This window comes from Pseudoalteromonas tunicata, assembly GCF_002310815.1.
GTDB classification, from domain to species: Bacteria; Pseudomonadota; Gammaproteobacteria; order Enterobacterales; family Alteromonadaceae; genus Pseudoalteromonas; species Pseudoalteromonas tunicata.
This window is the reverse complement of the sequence record NZ_CP011032.1, coordinates 2,739,458-2,761,594: the sequence shown is the minus strand read 5'-3', so window position 1 is coordinate 2,761,594 and position 22,137 is coordinate 2,739,458. Positions and strand designations below refer to the sequence as shown.

The following is a 22,137-nucleotide window of genomic DNA, read 5'->3' as shown; positions in this document are numbered from 1 at the left end:
GTCTCCTTTTTTCTAAGTATAACGTTTATTTTTTACCCTGCTAAGCCTTATTTTATCAGTATTTTTACTGATTTTTAACATTTACTAAGCGGGCTTAAAAAATCAGTAATTGCACCTAGTTACGTGATTGTCTAAAATCGATGCAATTTAGTTCTAATTTGGGCGCAACAATGAAAAAAATCGAAGCCATAATCAAACCTTTTAAATTAGATGATGTGCGTGAAGCGTTATCTGAGATTGATATTACAGGAATGACAGTCTGTGAAGTAAAGGGATTTGGCCGTCAAAAAGGACATACTGAGCTCTATCGTGGTGCTGAATATATGGTGGATTTTTTGCCAAAAGTTAAATTAGACATTGTACTTGCTGATGAAGATGTAGACCGTGCAATTGATGTCATTATTAAAACAGCGCAAACAGGAAAAATTGGGGATGGTAAAATCTTTGTCACTGATATTGAGCGCGTGGTGCGTATTCGTACTGGTGAAGAGGACGAAGCTGCTATTTAACCTAAATACTAGATAATAAATCAATCTGAGGCCGTTATTTTCAACGTTAACTGCGTTGAAATAACGTGCAATAGACCAATTATTGACGTTTCAAGCGGGCTTGTTATCCTCTGAAATCACTGGCTAGAGAAACATAACAAAGAAATCTAGCTTTAATTCAATATTTTGGTAAATCTCTTATCCAGAACTCAGGTTTTTTTAGTTTGTATTCTTAAGCAATACAAAAAAGGCGCTTATCGCGCCTATTTTAGTTTTTGTTTGCTTGTAGAATTTGCTCTGAGTGGTCTCGAAGATCAGAAAGACCTAGTTTATCATAGCTGTTGACCATAATTTCTAAAGCTTCTTTGACATAACTACTTTGGCCAAAATGCTCAACTACATACTTACCACGATTAGCCGCAGCTAAATAAGCTTGGCGGTCGTAGTAATAATTGGCCACTTTTACTTCGTAACGAGCCATTTTATTGAGTAACCAGACTTGACGTTTTTTAGCTTCATCGGCATAGCTACTTGTTGGATACTTTTTGATTAACGTATCTAAATCTTTATACGCTTCACGGGTTTTTATTGGATCGCGGTCAGCTCTATCAACACCAAAATACTCTTGAAAAGCATTTTCATCGGCTTTGATATTATTTAAACCACGCATGTAATACATGTAATCAAGATCTTTATGATTTGGGTTTAATCGAATAAACCGGTCAATTGTGGCAATCGATTTGTCGGTATTATTTGATTGATAATGCGCATAAACTAAATCCATTTGTACTTGTTTTGACATTGGGCCAAAAGGGTAGCGGGAGTCAATCGCACTGAGTAATTCGATTGCGCGAATATATAAACCCGAATCAAGAGTTTGTTTTGCATCATCGTATAAGGCTTGGGCTGACTTGTTTGGCACTCGTTCAATTTGTTCTTGTTCAGGTTTAGATGAACATGCACTTAGCATTAGAAGGATCAAAGCGGCGCTAAAAACACGTTTCCTTTTTATATTTATCATTTATTAACTACCTTTGTTGTCTTGAGCTAGGCCAAGTCGGTAAAACCGAGTAAACTATACCTAATTAAGCGATTCTACCCCAGTCAGCACGAGCTTGCACTGGTAAATTAGGTAAACATGTTAAATGGCTGAGCAAATATCTTTATCCGCTGAAGTTCCTTTAGAACTTGGTGGCAAACGTCTAGACCAAATTCTCGCTGATTTGTTCCCTGAATATTCTCGATCTAGGATAAAAACTTGGATTTTAGATGATATGGTGCAAATTAACGGCGAAATTAAAAATATTCCCAAGGAAAAACTGTTTGGTGAAGAGCAAGTTGTCATTAGTGCTACCATCGAACCACAACGTGAATACGAAGCACAAAATATCGCACTGAATATCGTGTATGAAGATGATGATATTTTAGTAATAAATAAACCGGCAGGTTTAGTTGTTCACCCTGGTGCAGGTAATGCCGATGGCACAGTGCTCAATGCGTTGTTACATCATTGCCCTGAAATCGCAAACGTACCACGCGCTGGTATCGTGCATCGTCTTGATAAAGACACGACAGGGTTAATGGTGGTTGCCAAAACAATTCCTGCACAAACTCGTTTAGTGGCAAACCTTCAAGCGCGCTATAACTTTACCCGAGAGTATGAAGCAATTTGTACTGGAACCATGACAGCTGGTGGCATGATAGATAAGCCCATTGGCCGCCACGCAACAAAGCGTACTCATATGGATGTAACAATAACCGGTAAACCTGCGGTAACACATTTTCGTGTAGCTGAAAAATTCAGAAGCCATACCCGTTTACGTTTACGTCTAGAAACAGGCCGTACTCACCAAATTCGTGTCCATATGTCTTATTTAACACATCCGTTGGTAGGGGATCAATCTTACAACGGTCGTCCAAGACCGCCGAAAAAAGCAACACCAGAGCTATTTGAGTGTTTACAAAAGTTTCGTCGTCAAGCGTTACACGCGGTGATGTTAACTATTGAACACCCAATTACGGGCGAGATGATGACTTGGCATGCGCCAATTCCAGATGATATGCAATATTTAACCGAAGTTTTACGTGCAGATACTGCGCTACATGGTCGTGAAGACTATTAGTGAAACTAGTTAAACCTAATTGGCCTGCACCTTTGCAGGTCAATGCGTTTTCAACAACGCGAGATGGCGGCGTTTCTAAGCCTCCATTTGATAGCCTAAATCTTGGTTTCCATGTTGGTGATAATGCCAAGCATGTTGAACAAAATCGTCATATTTTAAATCAAAGTTTGCCAGCACCTGCACTTTGGCTCAATCAAACTCACAGCACCAAAGTTGTAGTGGTTGACTCTAATTATCCTGCATGCGTGAATATTCCTGATGCTGATGCGTTTTATACTAAGTGCCACAATCAGCCGCTTGCGATTATGACTGCCGATTGTTTACCTCTTTTTTTATGTGATAAACAAGCTAGCCAAATTGCGGTTGTTCATGGCGGTTGGCGAGGCTTGGCCAATGGGATTATTGCTAATACCATTGCAAAGTTTGATTGCCCTGTAAATGAGATATTGGCTTATTTAGGTCCTGCAATTGGCCCCGGTGCATTTGAAGTTGGCAGCGATGTCGTTGACGCTTTTTCATCTTTAGACACAACATCGATATTTAGAGCCAAAACCAACGGTAAATATTGGGCTGATATTTTTGCCATTGCTCGCGCTCAATTAGCGTTATTAGGCATCAAAACTGTTTTTAGTCAGCAGCTCTGTACTTATCAAAATGCCGAATTATTCTTTTCCTATCGTCGTACTGCCAATACGGGGCGTATGGCACATGTAATTTGGTTAACACAAAACTGATCTAAATCAATAATCTTTTGTTTCGCACCTTGAACATTGTTCATCTTGCACCCATCTAGTAAGTAGTTAATTAGTTTTTCAAGGTTAAATACGATGCGATTAGATAGACTGACAAGTAAATTCCAAGCTGCGATATCCGATGCTCAATCTTTAGCGTTGGGTCGAGATCACCAATTTATAGAACCGGTGCATTTAATGTATGCACTTTTACAGCAAACCGGTTCAAGTGTGCGAGCATTGTTAGCAAAAGCTGGAGTGAACTCTTCTGAGATGAATGGCAAAGTATCACAAGCCATGGAAAAGCTATTTAAAGTAGAAGGCATTGGTGGTGATGTACAATTATCACCAAACATGGTTAATTTACTGAATTTATGTGATAAATACGCGCAAAAACGCAAAGATAAATTTATCTCAAGTGAGATTTTTATTTTAGCTGCCTGTGAAGATAAAGGGCCTTTGGGCGAAATATTTAAAACCTTTGGTTTAAATGCCACTAAAGTAGAAACCGCAATTCAAGCTATTCGTGGTGGACAAAAAGTTGAAGATGCCAGCGCTGAAGATTCTCGCCAATCACTCGAAAAATACACGGTTGATTTAACTGAGCGGGCAGAGCTCGGAAAGCTTGATCCCGTTATTGGTCGTGATGACGAAATTCGCCGCACGATTCAAGTATTACAACGTCGTACTAAAAATAATCCAGTATTAATCGGTGAACCCGGTGTGGGTAAAACAGCCATAGCTGAAGGATTAGCACAGCGAATTATTAATGGTGAAGTGCCTGAGGGTTTAAAAGATAAGCGAGTGCTTTCACTCGATTTAGGTGCGCTTGTTGCTGGGGCTAAATATCGTGGTGAATTTGAAGAACGATTAAAAGCAGTGCTGAATGAGCTTGCCAAAGAAGAAGGGCGCGTTATTTTATTTATTGATGAAATTCATACCATTGTCGGCGCAGGTAAAAGTGATGGTGCGATGGATGCGGGTAATATGCTCAAACCTGCGTTATCGCGCGGAGAGCTCCATTGTGTGGGGGCAACCACTCTAGATGAATACCGTCAATACATCGAAAAAGATGCGGCACTTGAGCGTCGCTTTCAAAAAGTGCTGGTTGAAGAGCCGACAGTCGAAGACACCATCGCAATTTTACGTGGTTTAAAAGAGCGCTATGAACTACATCACAGTGTTGAAATTACCGATCCGGCCATTGTGGCGGCAGCAACGCTATCACATCGTTATATAAGTGACCGTCAACTCCCAGACAAAGCAATTGATTTAATTGATGAAGCAGGCTCATCTTTACGGATGCAAATCGATTCAAAACCAGAAGTGCTAGATAAACTTGAGCGTAAAATTATTCAATTAAAACTTGAAGATAACGCGCTTGCCAAAGAAAAAGATGAAGCGAGCTTGCAGCGCCAGCAAGATATCAAACAACAAATTTTAGTATTAGATAAACAATATAATGAGTTAGATGAAGTTTGGATTGCAGAAAAAGCCTCGCTTCAAGGTACACAAGTTATTAAAACAGAATTAGAACAAGCGCGGTTAGATTTAGAAATTGCTCGCCGAGCGAGCGATTTACAACGCATGTCAGAGCTACAATATGGCCGCATTCCAGAACTAGAGCGCAAACTTGATTTAGCATCGCAAGTTGAAATGCAAGATATGCGTTTATTGCGAAATAAAGTGGGCGAAAATGAAATTGCTGAAATTTTATCGCGTTGGACCGGTATTCCAGTCACCAAAATGTTACAAGGTGAACGCAGTAAATTATTAAAAATGGAAGAAAACCTCCACACCCAAGTGATTGGCCAAGATGAAGCTGTCACAGCTGTCGCTAATGCAATTCGCCGCTCGCGAGCTGGGCTTTCAGATCCAAATCGTCCGATTGGCTCTTTCTTATTTTTAGGCCCGACCGGGGTCGGAAAAACCGAATTAACCAAAGCATTGGCAACGTTCTTATTTGATACCGAAGATGCCATGGTACGTATCGATATGTCGGAGTTTATGGAAAAGCACTCTGTGGCTCGATTAGTGGGTGCGCCGCCAGGTTATGTTGGTTATGAAGAAGGTGGCTATTTAACCGAAGCTGTTAGGCGCAAACCTTATAGCGTTATTTTGCTTGATGAAATCGAAAAAGCACATCCCGATGTATTTAATATTTTGTTACAAGTGCTTGATGATGGCCGTTTAACGGACGGACAAGGGCGCACGGTTGATTTTAAAAATACCGTGATCATTATGACATCAAACTTAGGTTCTGATGTTATTCAAGAGCATGCGGTTAACAGTGATTATGAGCGTTTAAAAGCTATGTTAATGGACGTGCTCACAACTCAATTTAGGCCAGAGTTTATTAATCGAATTGATGATACCGTGGTATTTCATCCACTTTCGACCGAGCACATTAAACATATTGCGGATATTCAGTTAGCTAAATTAAAACAACGTTTAGTTGATAATGGATATACGATGCGGTTAACCGATGAAGCGCTTAGCCAGTTAGCGCTTGCTGGATTTGATCCTGTGTTTGGGGCAAGACCATTAAAACGAGCTATTCAACACTATATTGAAAATCCATTAGCGCAAAAATTACTAGAAGGTGATTATGCTGCTGGTAGTTGCTTTGTTATTGCTCTGGTCGATGGACAGTTTAGTATTACCGTTGATGCTCAATAACTAAGCTTGAGTAACTTGAAGAAGGGTTTGAATTGTAATTCAAGCCCTTTTTTATAATGTGGCTTCACAAAACATTTTTATGCGCTTTTGCGCCAGTTCGATGTGCTCCAGTTTATCGGCACTTGAAAGAATTTTTTCTTGGCCACTTTCATCAATCGCAGTGATTTCTCCAAAGTTTTCTAACACGTTGAGATTGTGACGCGATTTTTCACAGTAATCTTCTGAGCGTTTATCAAGCTCCTCGACTAAGGTCGGTTTAGCTTCATCAAACAGCATTTCAGTTGTTGGTAGCGTCAGATTTACTGGCTCTTTTATTTCAAACTCTTGGTAACTCGAATGTTCAGGCATTATTTGTGAATAATGCACAATTCCTTTAGCGTCAGTCCAAGTATAAACGCGAATCGTTTTTGCGCTGACATACAGACTTGAGCTTAATAAAATAACTATCCCTAGGTATTTAACTGAAAAACGAATGTCCATCTAGCTTATCTCTTTGCACCTTTGTTTATTAGTTTAAATCAAGCTGGCTGATTTAAAAGTGTTATTTAGCTACAAGACTTAAAAATAATAGAAACATCATCGACAAAAAAAACCTTCAGTCGCATAATAATGACCAATCTGTCTTGCTAAATATCAGTATAAAATCAGTAGGTTTTAACTGCTAGAGAACCAATTATGCACCCTGTTAAACTCAGTAATCGCGCGTTTGTTATAAACCAGTTTGGTTCAGTTGACGAATTTAGCTCAGTAGAACGCGATGTTGCCAGCTTAAAATCACAGCAAATTTTGATAAAAACAATCAGTGCTGCGGTTAATCCAATTGATGTCAAAACTCGTAATGGTATAGGTTTTGCCGCAGCTCAAAATAAAGAAAATTTTCCGCTAGTACTGGGTTATGACGTGTGTGGTGAAGTGATTGCATGTGGTCAAGATGTGAGTGAGTTCACTCAAGGCGACTGGGTCATTGGCATGGTTGGCTTTGCTGTTAACCCAGGTTGTTATCAACAATATTGCTTAGTTGATGCCACTGAGGTAATAAAAGTCAGCGCAGCGAAAGAAAATACTCTGTTATCGGGTCTGTGTTTGGCGGGGCTCACGGCGTTGCAAGGTATTCGGTTGTTAACGCGTAATTTATCTAAAGAACAACATATTTATATTAATGCAGCACGTGGTGGCGTAGGCCATTTAGCGCTTCAAATTGCGCGAAACTTAGGTTTTAAAGTAACCGCAGTTACCGGTGAGCCAAAAGATCAGTTATTTGAAACGCTGGCGATAGACGCCATCAGTTATGAGGTGTTTTATGCAGGGAATCAAGCGGCTGGCTTTTTTGATATTGCTGGTGGCGAGCGTGGGTTATCGGCATTAAGTGCCCTTAAACCAGGCGCCCAAGTGGTGACCGTACCTACTATTACAGCGCCACAAATTGTTACAACTGCAGCACAATTAGGGCTTCAATGTACAGGTATGTTGGTAGAGAATAATCTAAATGATTTACGGCAATTAGTTGATTGGTATCAAAACAATCAACTTGAGCTCATAATTGATAGTGTTTTTCCTATGAGTGACGTTGCAGCTGCGCATTTACGGGTCGCAACTGGGCAAACAGTTGGAAAAGTTATTTTATTGGCCTAGTTCATAGCTTGAGTATTTTAATCTTGCCCCCATTGTATCTGGATGGCTATAAAAGCGTTTCGCTTTGAGGATATATTTTGACAAATCAGCAATTAATTTCAACTTTGCAAACTCTTAGTTTGCCTCATAATTTATCCGCAGTGGTTGGAATAATTCGAGGTATTGAACGTGAGACGCTCAGGATCACAGAACAAGGGCGCTTGTCCTCAAAACCGCACTCAGCAGAATTAGGCAGTGCATTAACGCATAAATATATCACCACTGATTTCTCAGAAGCGTTGTTAGAATTTATCACTCCGGCGCAAGCTGACTCAGCACTCACATTAAAGCAGCTTGAGGATATTCATAAATTTACCTTGTCTAAACTAGATGATGAAATTTTATGGCCAATTAGTATGCCGTGTTTTATCAAGCATCAAGATGAAATTGCATTGGCGCAATATGGCACATCAAACACTGGGCAAATGAAAACCTTGTATCGAGAAGGTTTAAAGAATCGCTACGGTAGTATGATGCAGGCTATTGCCGGTGTGCATTTTAATATTTCGTTTCCAGAATCATTTTGGGTGAAACTACAAGAGCTGCAAAACGATACCCAAGAACTTCAAGACTTTATTTCTGCAAGTTATTTAGCGGTTATCCGAAACTTCAAACGCAACTTATGGCTAATTAGTTACTTGTTTGGTGCCTCACCGGCTTTGTGTAGTTCGTTTTTACAAGGGCGAGAAACAAAATTACCTTTTGAATCCTTTGGTAAAGGCAGCTTGTATTTACCTTATGGTACTGCATTGCGTTTAGGTGACTTAGGATATACCAATAGTGCCCAATCGGCGTTAAACGTTACTTACAATAATTTAGATGACTATATTGCAGGTATTAGAAGTGCGATAACAACGCCATCTGGCTTATATAATGCAATTGGTGATTATCCTGATGGTCGCCGTAAGCAGCTTAATCATAATATTTTGCAAATTGAAAATGAGTTTTACTCACCGATCAGACCAAAAAGAAATACTTTAGCAGGTGAAAAGCCAAGTGAAGCACTCGCACGAGGCGGCATTGAATACATTGAAGTTCGAGCATTGGATGTAAATCCTTTTTCATCCGTAGGCATTAGTCTTGAGCAAATGCGCTTTCTTGATGTATTTTTAACCTATTGTGCGCTTGAGTCTTCGCCGTTAATGTCAGTTGCTGAACAAGCGCAAGCCTCAGCTAATTTGAGTGCTGTGGTTAACAATGGCCGAGATCCTGAGTTGGTATTATCGCGTAATGGGGAAGCGACTAAGTTACAAACTTGGGGGGCAAACTTATTTGCCGATCTTGCTTTAGTTGCCGATTATCTTGATAAAGCGTATAAAACAGATGAATATTCACATACTATTGCAACCTTGAGTCAGTGGATTGTGAATTCTGAAATGACTTTTTCGGGCCAATATATGAGCAAACTACTTGCTTCGGGTTTAGATAATGGTGCTTATGCTTTTTCATTAGCGCAAGCGTATAAAGCTAAGTTTGCAGCGCAAGATTACAGCACACTAACAGCAGACATTTTTGCTGAACAAGCTAAACATTCTTTACAGCAACAACGTGAGATTGAACAAAACGATACAGTTAGTTTTGAAACGTTTTTAGCTGATTATTTTGCATAAAAAAACGCAGCTCATTGAGCTGCGTAAAGGGATTCTTCAGGGATGAAAACAATGCTAACTGCTGCATTCAAGTAATCAGACACGTAGAAAAATAAAAAGTTCAAACTATGAAGAAAAATATTTTATTGTTTTCGTCTATTTTGATTTTAGGAGGCTGCGCTTCAGCACCTCCTGAAAATCCTCATGATATTTGCGATATTTTTAGTGAAAAACGTGATTGGTATTTTGCGGCCAAAGACGCTCAAGAAAAATGGGGCGCCCCAAAGCAGGTGTTGATGAGCATGATGTTTCAAGAAAGCTCATTTAAACACAATGCTCAACCGCCAATGGATTATTTTCTTGGTTTTATACCTATCGGTCGTAAAAGTTCGGCTTATGGTTACTCTCAAGCGAAAACTCCAACTTGGCAAGATTACATCAAAGAGTCTGATAACTCAGGAGCCGATCGTGATGAGTTTGAAGATGCCATCGATTTTATGGGGTGGTTTGTTTATAAAACCCATAAAATTAATGGGGTGAGTAAATGGGACTCCTATGCGCAATACCTCAATTATCATGAAGGGTGGGGCGGTTATAAACGCGGTACTTATAAAAAGAAACAATGGCTAATGAATACAGCCACAAAAGTAAAACATCGTGCTAGTAATTACGCTGCGCAATTAAAAAAGTGTGAGGCTGAGCTTGATAAAGGCTGGTTTATGCGGTTGTTTACTTGATTGGGCTGAGTACTTTGAAGTGTTTTTTAAGATTTTACAATCAATTGTGACAAATTTAAAAAGGCTAACTTGAAGTAAATTAAGTTAGCCTTTTTGTTGATATGTTAAATTTCAACAGAGCGCAATAAAGCATTAATACCTACTTTTTCACGAGTCTGTTGGTCGACTTTTTTAACGATAATAGCCGCGTACAAACTGTGGGTGCCATCAGATGATGGGATTGAACCTGGTACAACAACAGCCCCAGCAGGCACACGGCCAAAGTGGGTTTCACCGGTTTCACGGTCGTAAATTCGTGTGCTTTGGCTGATATAAACACCCATTGAAATGACCGCACCTTGCTCAACAATAACACCTTCAACAATTTCTGAGCGTGCACCAATAAAACAGTTGTCTTCAATAATGGTAGGATTTGCTTGTAAAGGCTCTAAAACGCCGCCTATGCCAACACCACCTGAAAGGTGAACATTCTTACCAATTTGTGCACACGAACCTACAGTGGCCCATGTATCGACCATAGTGCCATCATCAACATATGCCCCAATATTGACATACGAAGGCATCAGAACTACGTTCTTGCCAATAAAACTGCCTTTACGTGCTACCGCGTTAGGTACTACGCGCATTCCACCTTCTTTGAATTGCTCTGGGGTGTAGTCACTAAATTTTAGTGGCACTTTATCGTAAAATTGATTAACCCCATCGTGCATTGCTTGGTTGTCGCGGATCCTAAAAGAAAGCAACACTGCTTTTTTGAGCCACTGGTGTACTACCCACTCATCTGAAATTTTTTCAGCAACACGTGCAGCACCACTATCGAGTAAGTTAAGTGCTTCGATAATGGCATCTTTTACTTGTGGATCGACCGTTGTTGGGTTTATCTGATCACGATTTTCCCACGCTTGTTCGATAATAAGTTTTAAATTAGACATTGGTGGTCCTTAATGTGTGTTTGCTTAATCACTATCTGAATTAAGTCGTTTGATCAAAGCATTTTGAATACTAATTTGTTCATTGTCATTGAGTGCTAAAAATTCATTATTAGAGACAACAAAAAAATCTTCGGCACGTTCACCTACTGTGGTGATCCTTGCGGCATGAATATTAAGCGCCATCGAATGAAACACTTCGGCAATTTTGGTCAGTAAACCAGGAATATCTACCGCCTGAATTTCAATTAAAGTGCGGTCTTTTCGGCCGTGTGGTCGAACGATGACTTGAGGTTTAATATTAAAACCTTTAAAACGGCGTGTACGGTTCTTTTTAAAGCGGATTTTTTTACCACTTTCTTTGATTGCTTGCTCGATACTACGACGGATTGAGTTAATCCGTCCTGAACTACTGATTGCTTCACCATCTTTTTCTAATACCACAAAGTTATCAATGGCATAACCATCTTTGGTCGACATCACTTGTGCATAATGAATGTGGGCTTTTTTTGACCCTAACGCATTCACTAATCGGGCAAATAAATTGATTTCATCTTGGCTGTAAACAAATACTTGTGTGCCGCCATGCATCGGCTCTTCAGAGACCATAATAAGCGGCTGAGTGGCGTCTTTGGCATTGAGCAAATGTTCACTGTGCCACGTGATTTGCTGTGAGCTAAAGCGGGTAAAGTAATCGGCTTTAAATCGGCTCCATAACAAGTCAATTTGTGGTTCAGTGAAGCCAATAGTGATGAGTTTTTGCTTAACTTGAATTTTTTTATCGCGAATTTGATCGCGTAAATCCATCGGGTTTTCAAGACCTAACCTCAGTGCGCGTTGCGTCGATAAATAAAGTTCTCGCAGTAAAGTATTTTTCCAGTCATTCCAAAGGTTGTCGTTAGTCGCACGAATATCGGCAACAGTTAAACAATAGAGATAATCGAGCTGCTTTTCATTTTTAACGCGCGAGGCAAATTCACTGATCACATTAGGGTCGTTAATGTCTTTACGCTGTGCAGTTACAGACATCAATAAGTGATTTTCGACTAGCCATGCAATTAAGCGGGCATCGAAATTTGAAAACTCATGTAATTTTGCAAACGCAATCGCATCTACTGCACCAAGTTCGGAGTGATCTCCCCCTCGGCCTTTTGCGATATCATGGAAAATACCCGCTAAATAGAGCAATTCTGGTTTTTCCATACGCGTGACGATGTCACGACAAAGTGGAAAGCGAGTAACACAATCGGGCTCAAAATAATCAAAAATATTTTGAATTAACTTATGTGTGTGTTCATCAACGGTATAGGCATGAAATAAGTCAAATTGCATCTGGCCAAAAATATTGCGCCACTGCGGTAAATAGGCGGCTAAAATACCGTGCTTGTGCATTAACGTGAACGCACGGCCCATACCTTTTGGGTGTCGTACAATGGCTAAAAATGCTTTTCTACAGGCAGCATAATCTTGTAAATCACCGAGCAAACGACGCCTTACTTGACGTATGGTGCGAATGGTACTTGGATGAATATGCGTTAAATTCGGGTGCTGTGCTATTAACTCAAACAACTCAAATATTTTTTCACGGCGAAAGAAAACCGAAGGGTCTTTAACCATGATTTGATTGCCAATATAGTTAAAATCTTCTGTCAGAGCTTCTGGGGTTTGTGAAATCGCATCAGGTAAAATTGATTGCTCAAAATAACTCAGTAGCATTTGATTGAGCTCTCGGACTCGGCTCATGATCCGAAATAATCGTTTCATCATCCGCTCAACTGATGCACGACCATCAGAACCAAACCCCAATAATTCGGCGGCAAGGGGTTGATGATCAAACAATAAGCGGTTTTCCTTTCGCCCAGCAGCAAGGTGCAGCGCAAATCGAATATTCCAAAGATTTTGCAAACATTCTAATAGCTCTTGGTGCTCTTCATGAGTGAGGTAACCGTGATTTACTAATTCTTGCAAGGTATGAGCATGGAAGTGTTTTTTTGCTACCCAAATGATGGTCTGAATATCTCTTAAGCCACCAGGGTTTTCTTTTAAGTTAGGTTCAAGATTGTAGGCTGTACCATTACATTTATTATGGCGTAATGCTTGCTCATTCGTTTTTGCGATAAAAAATTCATCGGAGCGCCATTGATCTGAAGTCACTAATGCTTCTTGCATCGCATCAAATTGCGCCGGTGCACCGTAAAGTAGGCGACATTCTAATAAACTGGTGGCAAATGTGACATCTGTTTTGGTTTGTTCAAGGGTTTGCGCGAGAGTTCGGACACTGTGGCCGATATCTAAATTCAAATCCCATAAAAAAGTAACAAACTGGCCGATTTTTTCACATAGTTCTGTGCTGGGTTCTGTTTCAACCAGCAGCAAAAAGTCAATATCAGAAAAAGGATGTAATTCACCCCGACCATACCCCCCGACGGCAATAAGCAATAAGCCTGTTTGTTTATCGAGAGAGAATCGTTTTATGACCAAACAAAGAAGTTGGTCAATAAAACTTGAGCGTGCTTTTACAAGCCGCTCAACGGGTTGATGGGCAAATTCTTGATTAAGCCAGTCGTAAAATGCGCCAGTACTATGTTTAAACTCTTCGAGCTGCTTGGCGTTATTCAGCTGCGTTATGATTGACTCAGGGACTGGCATTAAACAAGGATTTCCTCTAATTAGCTGTGGACGATGATTTTATCAATCGTCTCTTCGGTACGATGGGTCAGTATTTCTACGCCGTTATCTGTAACCAATAGGGTGTGCTCCCATTGAGCTGATAAACTACGATCTTTAGTCACTACAGTCCAGCCATCGTTGAGTAATTTACATTGTTGTTTACCCGCATTAACCATAGGTTCGATGGTTAAGCACATACCCGCTTTTAGCACTTCACCCGTACCCGGTTTTCCGTAATGCATCACTTGTGGCTCTTCGTGAAATTCAGCGCCAATGCCATGGCCGCAATATTCACGGACAATTGAATAGCTAAAACCTTCGGCATATTTTTGAATTGCTGCACCAATATCACCTAAGCGCACACCTGGTTTAACCATTTTTATGGCCAGATATAAACTTTCTTGGGTGACTTCGGCTAAACGCTTGCCTTGAATACTCGGTTCACCAACAAAAAACATTTTAGAAGTATCACCATGGTAGCCATCTTTAATGACAGTAATATCAATGTTGATAATATCGCCATTATTTAAAGGCTTATCATTTGGGATGCCGTGGCAAATAACATGGTTGACTGAAGTACAAATTGATTTAGGAAAACCATGATAATTTAATGGAGCAGGAATAGCATCTTGCTGCTCAACAATATAATCATGACAAATCTTGTCAAGCGCTTCAGTTGTAACACCCGCTTTAACGAAAGGCTCTATCATTTCAAGGACTTCGGCTGCTAAGCGGCCTGCAATACGCATTTTTTCAATTTCGGCTGCGGTTTTGATCACTGCACTCATTTAGACTCCAATCTGCTCTTAGTCAGGTATAAAAAATGCCCGAAATTTGTTCGTAACATTTGAGTTATTTCTCTGGATATGGTATAAAGCGCGCCGTCTTTTTACAAATAAAATCTCATTTTTTGATTTTACTGTAATTTAGACGACACTTAATTAATTTTATTAACACACACACACATCGTCACATACACTTGGGTGCGTTTATATCACAAAAATGATTTAAATGTTGGTGTTATGGGATGTGTGGAGGCTTAACCCTAAACTTTTAAAGGAAATTTAAAATGGCAAACGTTTCAATGCGCGACATGCTTCAAGCTGGTGTTCACTTCGGTCACCAAGCACGTTACTGGAATCCAAAAATGAAGCCTTTCATTTTCGGCGCTCGTAACCGTGTACACATCATCAACCTTGAGCACACAGTTCCTATGTTCAACGAAGCACTTTCTTTCTTAAGAAATGTTGCATCAAACAAAGGTAAAATCCTTTTCGTAGGTACTAAGCGCGCAGCTAGCGAAGCAGTTAAAGAAGCCGCACAGCGTTCTGACCAGTATTATGTAAATCACCGTTGGTTAGGTGGTATGCTTACTAACTGGAAAACAGTTCGTCAGTCAATCAAGCGTTTAAAAGAGCTTGAAATTCAAAGTCAAGACGGTACTTTCGAAAAGCTAACCAAAAAAGAAGCTTTAATGCTTTCTCGTGAAATGGACAAGCTTGAGAAAAGCCTTGGTGGTATCAAAGATATGGGCGGTCTTCCAGACGCACTTTTCGTTATCGATGCTGACCATGAGCACATCGCTATCCGTGAAGCAAACAATCTAGGTATCCCAGTTGTATCAATCGTTGATACAAACTCAAACCCAGACGGTGTTGATTTCATCGTACCAGGTAATGACGATGCGATCCGTGCAGTTCAGTTATACACAGGTGCTGTTGCTCAAAACATCATCGAAGGTCGCGAAAGCAACCTAGTTGTTCAAGCTGAAAAAGACGATTTCGTAGAAGCTGAATAATAGCTGTCATTAAGTCTTCATGTAATGTTCAAGAAGGCTTGATATTTTTATCTAGCGGGAGCAGTGCTCCCGCTTATTTCAAACAGACTCGAATTTGAGGATTTACTAATGGCTGTAACTGCTGCCCTAGTTAAAGAATTACGTGAGCGCACTGGCGCTGGCATGATGGATTGTAAAAAAGCACTAACTGAAACTAACGGTGATATCGAGCTAGCGATCGAAAACATGCGTAAGAGCGGTGCTGCTAAAGCTGCTAAAAAAGCAGGTAACATTGCTGCTGAAGGTACAATCATCATCAAACAAGCTGACGGTGTTGCTGCTTTAGTAGAAATTAACTGTCAAACTGACTTCGTAGCTAAAGATGCAAGCTTCTTAGCATTTGCTAACAAAGTTTCTGATGCTGCAATCGCGACTGTTACTACAATCGAAGATTTACAAGCTCAGTTTGAAGAAGACCGTGTTGCACTAGTTGCTAAAATTGGTGAAAACATCAACGTACGTCGCGTTCAATATATCTCTGGTACTAATTTAGCTACTTACCGTCACGGCGAGCGTATCGGTGTTGTTGTTGCCGGTGAAGCTGATGAAGAGACACTTAAGCACGTTGCTATGCACGTAGCTGCTTCACGTCCAGAGTTTTTAAACCCTGCTGACGTACCTGCTGATGTTGTTGAAAAAGAGCGTTTAGTTCAAATCGACATCGCAATCAACGAAGGTAAACCAGCAGAAATCGCAGAAAAAATGGTTGAAGGCCGCATGAAGAAATTTACTGGTGAGGTTTCTCTTACTGGTCAAGCATTCATCATGGATCCGAAAAAATCAGTTGGCGATTTCCTTAAAGAGAAAAGCGCGACACTTTCTGGCTTCGTACGTTTAGAAGTTGGTGAAGGCATCGAGAAAAAAGCAGAAGATTTTGCTGCTGAAGTTGCTGCTCAAATTGCAGCTGCAAAAGGTGCATAATCACCTTGTTTAGAAGTAAAACGAGCCTAGTTTGTTTTGCTTCAATGCACAAAATTATTTAGAATAGCCGCGCAGTAATTTCGCTAGAAGTTAGCGCGGTTATTTTTTATCTGTAAATTCAATTTTCAATCTGGCCAGGAAGACTATGAATACAAATCGTAAGCCTATTTTTAGACGTGTTCTGCTTAAATTAAGTGGTGAAGCCTTAATGGGCGATGAGGGTTTTGGAATTGATCCAAAAGTACTTGATCGCATGGCTCAAGAAATTAAAGAGCTAGTAGAATTAGACATAGAAGTGGGTTTGGTTATCGGTGGCGGTAACTTTTTGCGTGGTGGTTCTTTGGCTGAAGCGGGTATGAATCGAGTGGTCGGTGATCACATGGGCATGCTGGCAACTGTAATGAATGGTTTGGCGATGCGCGATGCGCTACATCGTGCATTTGTAAATGCACGTTTAATGTCTGCTATTCCATTAAATGGTGTATGTGACGCGTACAATTGGGCTGAAGCTATCAGCTTGTTAAAATCAGGCCGAGTTGTGATTTTTGCTGCGGGCACAGGTAATCCTTTCTTTACTACCGATTCTGCTGCGTGTTTACGTGGTATTGAAATCGAAGCCGATACGGTTATTAAAGCGACTAAAGTTGATGGTGTTTACAGTGATGATCCAGTTAAAAATCCTGATGCCACCTTGTACCGTACTCTAACGCACAGTGAAATCATTGAAAAAGAGCTTAAAGTAATGGATCTTGCAGCCTTTACATTAGCTCGCGATCATAATATGCCTATCAGCGTATTTAACATGAATAAACCAGGCGCGTTAAAACGTGTCATTATGGGTGAAGATGAAGGCACTTTAATTACTTCAAATTCACCAGAATAAATCAGTATAAAAATAGATTAGGAAGATTCATTGTGATTAACGATATTCAAAAAAATGCAGCAACACGCATGCAAAAAAGTGTTGAAGCACTAGTTAGCCAATTATCAAAAATTCGTACTGGTCGTGCTCATCCAAGTTTATTAGACGGCTTAAAAGTAATGTATTACGGTGCTGAAACGCCATTAAACCAAGTCGCAAACGTAAGTGTTGAAGATGCACGTACATTGTCTATTTCTGTGTTTGATAAATCATTAGGTCAAGCGGTAGAGAAAGCAATTTTAGCGTCGGATTTAGGTTTAAACCCAATGTCTTCTGGCATGATGATTCGTGTGCCGCTTCCTCCGTTAACAGAAGAGCGTCGTAAAGACCTGATTAAGGTTGTACGTGCTGAAGCTGAAGCGGGTCGTGTTGCTATCCGTAACATTCGTCGTGATGCAAATGCTGATGTTAAAGCATTGCTAAAAGATAAAGCAATCTCTGAAGATGAACAACGTAAAAGTGATGATGAAATTCAAAAGCTTACAGATAAGTTCATTAAAGATTTAGATGCGAAACTGGCAGTTAAAGAAGCTGAGTTGATGGAAATCTAAGCAGCTAAACTGTTAGTCAAGAAACGCCGTCTAGGATATACTAGACGGCGTTTTTTTATGAGGAAGTACAAAGCTCGATGATTTTAAGTTCTGACACGGTTAGCCAACAATCATTACCAAAACACATTGCAATAATTATGGATGGTAATGGACGCTGGGCTCAACAAAGAGGGAAGCCTCGCGTATTTGGACATAAAAAAGGGGTTGATGCGGTGCGCCGTGCAGTCCAATTTTGTAGTCGGCTAGAAATAAGTTCACTTACTTTATTTGCTTTTAGTAGTGAAAACTGGCGTCGTCCTGAAGACGAAGTTAGTACCTTGATGGAATTGTTTTTATTAGTTTTAACCAAAGAAGTAAAAAAACTACATAAGAACAATGTAAAATTACAAATAATTGGTGATCTTTCTCGTTTTTCTGCCAAGTTGCAGCAAAGAGTGGTTGAAGCTCAAGCGCTAACCAAAGATAATCAAGGATTGTGTTTAAACATCGCCGCCAATTACGGTGGTCGTTGGGACATCATGCAAGCTGCAAAAAAATTAGCAGCAGACGTTGAACAAGGTAATTTACAAAGTAGTGATATCACCGAAGATATGTTATCGGCAAATATTTCTATGGCAGAGCAAGCACCACTTGATTTACTCATACGAACCGGTGGTGATTTGCGAATTAGTAATTTCTTATTATGGCAAGCTGCCTATGCCGAATTGTATTTTACAGAGACTCTGTGGCCTGATTTTGATGATGAAGCATTTGCCAATGCAATTGCATGTTATGTCAGTCGTGAACGTCGCTTTGGGTGTACTGGCGAACAAATAAAACAATTATTATCGCAAGTAAAGTGACACAGTTGAAGGTATAAAGTTTGCTAAAACAACGTATTCTCACCTCTTTGGTGTTAGCTCCAGCCGCTTTGGCTCTAGTGTTTTATACACCATTGACCTTATTTAGTTATATCGCGGCAGGTATTGTATTGCTCGGTGCATGGGAATGGTCTGCGTTTATGGGCTTGAAAAAACTTCCAATGCGGTTCGGGTATGTGGCTTTTATGGCCGTGCTGTTATGCTGTTTGAATTTTGTCTGGCCAATAGAGCAATTGTGGCAAAATCATCATTTAGCAGGCGATGTAAATTATGTATTTACCTTATCGGTTGCATGGTGGTTAGTGGCTACTTGCTTAGTTTGGAGTTATCCACGTGCGGCCAAAGCGTGGAATAAAGGCATTGTGATGCGTGCCATTGCAGGTGTTTTAACACTCGTGCCATTATGGCTTGCACTTAATACATTGCGCAGCGCTGAATATCAAGAATCAACATTACATGGCTCATTATTAATAATGGCAGTACTGGGGATTGTTTGGAGTGCAGATATTGGCGCATTTTTTACTGGTAAAAACTTCGGTAAGCATAAACTTATGCCTCATGTAAGCCCAAATAAAACGATAGAGGGCTTAGCAGGTGGCTTAGTTGCAAGTGTTATCTTCATTGTTTGTTTTTGTTATTTTGCTGATGTACCAGCTGATAAGTGGCTAATTTATGGGTTTTTAACCGTTTTCATTGCGCTGTTTTCTGCAATCGGTGATTTACTTGAGAGTATGTTTAAACGCGAAGCAGGGCTTAAAGATTCAGGCTCTTGCTTACCGGGTCACGGTGGTATTTTAGATCGTATTGACAGTTTAACTGCTGCGGCCCCTATTTTTGTTGCCTGTTACGCATGGGCGCTTCAAATATGACCTCGATGCAGCGTTTGTGTGTATTAGGTTCTACGGGTTCTATCGGCGTAAATACATTAGACGTCGTCAGTCGTAATTCGGGGATTGAGGTTTTTGCACTAACTGCACATTACAATTATCAGTTGATGTGCCAGCAATGTTTAGCTTTTAAGCCTAAATATGCCGTAATGGCTGATGAGCCGACAGCTAAGCTGTTGCAAGAACAATTAAATACTCACGATTGCAAAACACAGGTTCTTTTTGGTCCACAAGCCTTGTGCGATGTCGCATCCGCCTCAGAGGTTGATGTGGTTATGGCCGCTATTGTTGGCGCTGCTGGACTTGCCCCTACACTTGCTGCGGTTGAACAGGGTAAAAAAATCCTATTGGCAAACAAAGAAGCCTTAGTAATGTCGGGGCGCTTGTTTATTGAAAAAGTAAAACAGCATAATGCAATTTTACTTCCCATCGATTCTGAACATAATGCAATTTTTCAAGCGCTACCACTTGATGCACATACACCGTGTTATACAAAAACGCTTACAGAGCAGGGCGTAAGTAAAATATTATTAACTGGTTCGGGTGGCCCATTTTTGACACGCGCACTTGATACTTTGGCTGATGTAACGGTAGAAGAAGCGGTTTCACATCCAAATTGGTCGATGGGGCAAAAAATATCGGTCGACTCAGCAACCATGATGAACAAAGGCTTAGAGTTTATTGAAGCTAAGTGGATGTTTAATTGCCAAGCGGATGATATTGAAGTCATTATTCATCCTCAAAGTATTATTCATTCGATGGTACAGTATCAAGATGGTTCTGTGATTGCACAAATGGGGAACCCTGATATGCGCACTCCAATTGCCCATGCGCTGGCTTTTCCAAACAGAATTGATGCAGGTGTAGCGCCTCTTGATTTTAGTAAACTTGCGCAATTTAGCTTTTGTAAGCCTGATTTTGCTCGTTACCCCAATTTAAAGTTAGCCATTGATGCTTGCGCTGACGGTCAAGCAGCAACAACCACGCTTAATGCCGCTAATGAAGTATCAGTTGCGGCATTTTTGGCTAAGAAAATTCGTTTTACCGATATTTATACTATCAATGCTGCCGTTCTATCTGCGCTTGTCTGTACCGAACCAAATACTCTTGAAGAAATTATGGCGATTGATTTTGCCGCCCGTCAAAGCGCTGAACAACTGATTGCTCGAGGTCTAAACTGATGCTTGAAATCTTATGGAATTTAGGCTCGTTTATTGTTGCGCTTGGTATCTTAGTGACCGTACATGAATATGGCCATTTTTGGGTTGCACGCCGTAACGGTGTATTTGTTCAGCGTTTTTCGATTGGTTTTGGCAAAGTACTCGTGCGTTGGTATGACAAAAAAGGCACTGAATACGTAATAGCCGCCATTCCATTGGGTGGCTACGTTAAAATGCTCGATGAGCGCATTGAAGAGGTGCCAGAGGCGCAACGTCATTTGTCATTTAATGGTAAATCTATTTACGCCAAAATAGCGATTGTTGCAGCAGGCCCAATGGCTAATTTCATTTTTGCCATTGCAGTACTGGCCTTGATGTACATGATTGGGGTTAAAAGCATTAGCCCTGTGATTGGTAACGTTGAAGAGGGAAGTCGCGCATATCAAGCAGGCTTAAGTGCTGAACAAAAGATAGTGAAAATTGGTGATGAAGCTATTTTTGATTGGCGTGAAGCAACTTTTGCGTTAATGCAAAATATGGGTGAAGCAAGTTTGCCTGTCACTGTGACTGATAAGCAAGGCGAACAAAGTATAAAACACCTCAATTTATCGGGCTGGACACTTGAAGCCAACGCAGTGTCACCTATTCATTCTATAGGCGTCACGCCATTTACTCCTAAGGTATCGCTTCAATTAGCACAAATTGTTGAACATTCTGCAGCAGATAAAGCAGGCTTAATTGTTGGGGATACTATTCATTTAATTGATGGCGAAAAAATAGAAACTTGGCAGCAGTTAGTAGCGATAATTCAAAAATCTGCAGATAAAAGTCTATTATTTACGATTACCCGAAATGGGGAGCCGCAAAACTTAACCGTCATTCCACAAAATAAACAGACTCAAGATGGTTTTAGTCAAGGACATTTAGGTGTTTTACCGCTGGTCGAAGCGTGGCCGCAAGGGTATATTACCTCCAGACAATTTGGCCCTTTTGCTGCAATTGAGCAAGGAATAGCCAAAACATGGCAAATGATAGCGTTAAGCTTTGAAATGATCGCAAATCTGGTAACAGGACAGGTGTCAGTTCAGAACTTAAGTGGCCCAATTGGGATTGCTGTGGGCGCTGGAACAAGCGTTAGCTATGGCTTAGTTGCATTTTTGAGCTTTTTAGCTCTGATCAGTGTCAATTTAGGTGTTTTTAATTTATTACCCTTGCCAATTTTAGACGGCGGGCATTTAATGTATTACCTAATTGAACTTATCACAAAAAAACCAGTCTCTGAAAAGACACAAGAATTAGGTTTTAGGATCGGTGCGCTGATCCTATTATTGTTGACCAGCCTCGCGCTGTTTAATGATTTTATGCGGTTGTAAAGGACATAA

The 22,137-nt window shown here is 40.4% G+C and carries 20 protein-coding genes; 15 read left to right on the top strand and 5 right to left on the bottom strand.

Annotation, left to right across the window (positions count from 1 at the left end; genetic code table 11):
* Nucleotides 1–170: 170 nt before the first annotated feature.
* The gene (gene glnB / locus PTUN_RS12570) at nucleotides 171–509 is read left to right on the top strand and encodes a nitrogen regulatory protein P-II (protein WP_009837293.1); all 339 of its coding nucleotides are present in this window, start codon (nucleotides 171–173) and stop codon (nucleotides 507–509) included.
* Nucleotides 510–756: 247 nt separating this feature from the next.
* Here the strand turns inward: glnB and PTUN_RS12565 are convergent, their stop codons facing one another.
* Nucleotides 757–1,509, bottom strand: a complete 753-nt coding sequence (locus PTUN_RS12565) for an outer membrane protein assembly factor BamD (RefSeq protein ID WP_040643642.1) — start codon at nucleotides 1,507–1,509, stop codon at nucleotides 757–759.
* Between the two features lie 124 nt (nucleotides 1,510–1,633).
* Here PTUN_RS12565 and rluD point away from each other — a divergent pair, with 124 nt between their 5' ends.
* The 3 genes from rluD (at nucleotide 1,634) to clpB (ending at nucleotide 6,021) form a co-directional block, all read left to right on the top strand.
* Nucleotides 1,634–2,611, top strand: coding sequence for a 23S rRNA pseudouridine(1911/1915/1917) synthase RluD (gene rluD / locus PTUN_RS12560; RefSeq protein WP_009837291.1), 978 nt, complete (start codon nucleotides 1,634–1,636; stop codon nucleotides 2,609–2,611).
* Complete coding sequence (pgeF, locus tag PTUN_RS12555; protein WP_009837290.1) at nucleotides 2,611–3,345, top strand: peptidoglycan editing factor PgeF; 735 nt, start codon at nucleotides 2,611–2,613, stop codon at nucleotides 3,343–3,345. The genes rluD and pgeF overlap by 1 nt, the downstream gene beginning before the upstream one ends.
* Before the next feature lie 93 nt (nucleotides 3,346–3,438).
* Entirely contained in the window at nucleotides 3,439–6,021 is a 2,583-nt protein-coding gene (gene clpB / locus PTUN_RS12550; protein WP_009837289.1) for an ATP-dependent chaperone ClpB, read from the top strand.
* 51 nt (nucleotides 6,022–6,072) lie between these two features.
* Here the strand turns inward: clpB and PTUN_RS12545 are convergent, their stop codons facing one another.
* A complete protein-coding gene (locus PTUN_RS12545; RefSeq protein WP_009837288.1) occupies nucleotides 6,073–6,501 on the bottom strand; it encodes a DUF4124 domain-containing protein in 429 nt (142 codons plus the stop codon).
* Between the two features lie 195 nt (nucleotides 6,502–6,696).
* On the opposite strand from PTUN_RS12545, the gene PTUN_RS12540 reads away from it, so the two are divergent.
* The 3 genes from PTUN_RS12540 (at nucleotide 6,697) to PTUN_RS12530 (ending at nucleotide 10,018) form a co-directional block, all read left to right on the top strand.
* The gene (locus tag PTUN_RS12540) at nucleotides 6,697–7,653 is read left to right on the top strand and encodes an NADP-dependent oxidoreductase (protein WP_009837287.1); all 957 of its coding nucleotides are present in this window, start codon (nucleotides 6,697–6,699) and stop codon (nucleotides 7,651–7,653) included.
* Nucleotides 7,654–7,730: 77 nt separating this feature from the next.
* On the top strand, nucleotides 7,731–9,302 hold the full coding sequence (gene gshA / locus PTUN_RS12535; RefSeq protein ID WP_009837286.1) for a glutamate--cysteine ligase: 1,572 nt from the start codon (nucleotides 7,731–7,733) through the stop codon (nucleotides 9,300–9,302).
* 107 nt (nucleotides 9,303–9,409) lie between these two features.
* The gene (locus PTUN_RS12530; RefSeq protein WP_009837285.1) at nucleotides 9,410–10,018 is read left to right on the top strand and encodes a transglycosylase SLT domain-containing protein; all 609 of its coding nucleotides are present in this window, start codon (nucleotides 9,410–9,412) and stop codon (nucleotides 10,016–10,018) included.
* A gap of 104 nt (nucleotides 10,019–10,122) precedes the next feature.
* Here the strand turns inward: PTUN_RS12530 and dapD are convergent, their stop codons facing one another.
* From dapD to map, 3 genes are read right to left on the bottom strand one after another with little or no spacing between them, the layout of a single operon-like run.
* Nucleotides 10,123–10,950 carry a 2,3,4,5-tetrahydropyridine-2,6-dicarboxylate N-succinyltransferase gene (dapD, locus tag PTUN_RS12525; protein ID WP_009837284.1) on the bottom strand — a complete coding sequence of 276 codons (828 nt, stop codon included), beginning with the start codon at nucleotides 10,948–10,950 and terminating at the stop codon, nucleotides 10,123–10,125.
* A gap of 24 nt (nucleotides 10,951–10,974) precedes the next feature.
* The gene (glnD, locus tag PTUN_RS12520) at nucleotides 10,975–13,596 is read right to left on the bottom strand and encodes a [protein-PII] uridylyltransferase (protein ID WP_009837283.1); all 2,622 of its coding nucleotides are present in this window, start codon (nucleotides 13,594–13,596) and stop codon (nucleotides 10,975–10,977) included.
* Nucleotides 13,597–13,616: 20 nt separating this feature from the next.
* Nucleotides 13,617–14,405 (bottom strand): type I methionyl aminopeptidase, encoded by a 789-nt coding sequence (gene map, locus PTUN_RS12515; protein ID WP_009837282.1) that lies wholly within the window; start codon nucleotides 14,403–14,405, stop codon nucleotides 13,617–13,619.
* Nucleotides 14,406–14,686: 281 nt separating this feature from the next.
* Here map and rpsB point away from each other — a divergent pair, with 281 nt between their 5' ends.
* The 8 genes from rpsB to rseP all read left to right on the top strand — a co-directional run bounded on the left by rpsB (nucleotide 14,687) and on the right by rseP (nucleotide 22,128).
* Nucleotides 14,687–15,415: a 30S ribosomal protein S2 gene (gene rpsB, locus PTUN_RS12510; protein ID WP_009837281.1), complete on the top strand. Its 729-nt coding sequence runs from the start codon at nucleotides 14,687–14,689 to the stop codon at nucleotides 15,413–15,415.
* 108 nt (nucleotides 15,416–15,523) lie between these two features.
* Complete coding sequence (tsf, locus tag PTUN_RS12505; protein WP_009837280.1) at nucleotides 15,524–16,375, top strand: translation elongation factor Ts; 852 nt, start codon at nucleotides 15,524–15,526, stop codon at nucleotides 16,373–16,375.
* A 145-nt stretch (nucleotides 16,376–16,520) separates the two neighbouring features.
* Complete coding sequence (pyrH, locus tag PTUN_RS12500; RefSeq protein ID WP_009837279.1) at nucleotides 16,521–17,258, top strand: UMP kinase; 738 nt, start codon at nucleotides 16,521–16,523, stop codon at nucleotides 17,256–17,258.
* 32 nt (nucleotides 17,259–17,290) lie between these two features.
* On the top strand, nucleotides 17,291–17,848 hold the full coding sequence (frr, locus tag PTUN_RS12495; protein WP_009837278.1) for a ribosome recycling factor: 558 nt from the start codon (nucleotides 17,291–17,293) through the stop codon (nucleotides 17,846–17,848).
* 77 nt (nucleotides 17,849–17,925) lie between these two features.
* Nucleotides 17,926–18,690 (top strand): isoprenyl transferase, encoded by a 765-nt coding sequence (locus PTUN_RS12490; protein WP_009837277.1) that lies wholly within the window; start codon nucleotides 17,926–17,928, stop codon nucleotides 18,688–18,690.
* A gap of 20 nt (nucleotides 18,691–18,710) precedes the next feature.
* A complete protein-coding gene (locus PTUN_RS12485) occupies nucleotides 18,711–19,577 on the top strand; it encodes a phosphatidate cytidylyltransferase (RefSeq protein ID WP_040643641.1) in 867 nt (288 codons plus the stop codon).
* Nucleotides 19,574–20,776 carry a 1-deoxy-D-xylulose-5-phosphate reductoisomerase gene (gene ispC / locus PTUN_RS12480; protein ID WP_040643640.1) on the top strand — a complete coding sequence of 401 codons (1,203 nt, stop codon included), beginning with the start codon at nucleotides 19,574–19,576 and terminating at the stop codon, nucleotides 20,774–20,776. The genes PTUN_RS12485 and ispC overlap by 4 nt, the downstream gene beginning before the upstream one ends.
* Nucleotides 20,776–22,128 carry a sigma E protease regulator RseP gene (rseP, locus tag PTUN_RS12475; RefSeq protein WP_009837274.1) on the top strand — a complete coding sequence of 451 codons (1,353 nt, stop codon included), beginning with the start codon at nucleotides 20,776–20,778 and terminating at the stop codon, nucleotides 22,126–22,128. The genes ispC and rseP overlap by 1 nt, the downstream gene beginning before the upstream one ends.
* Nucleotides 22,129–22,137: the final 9 nt, after the last annotated feature.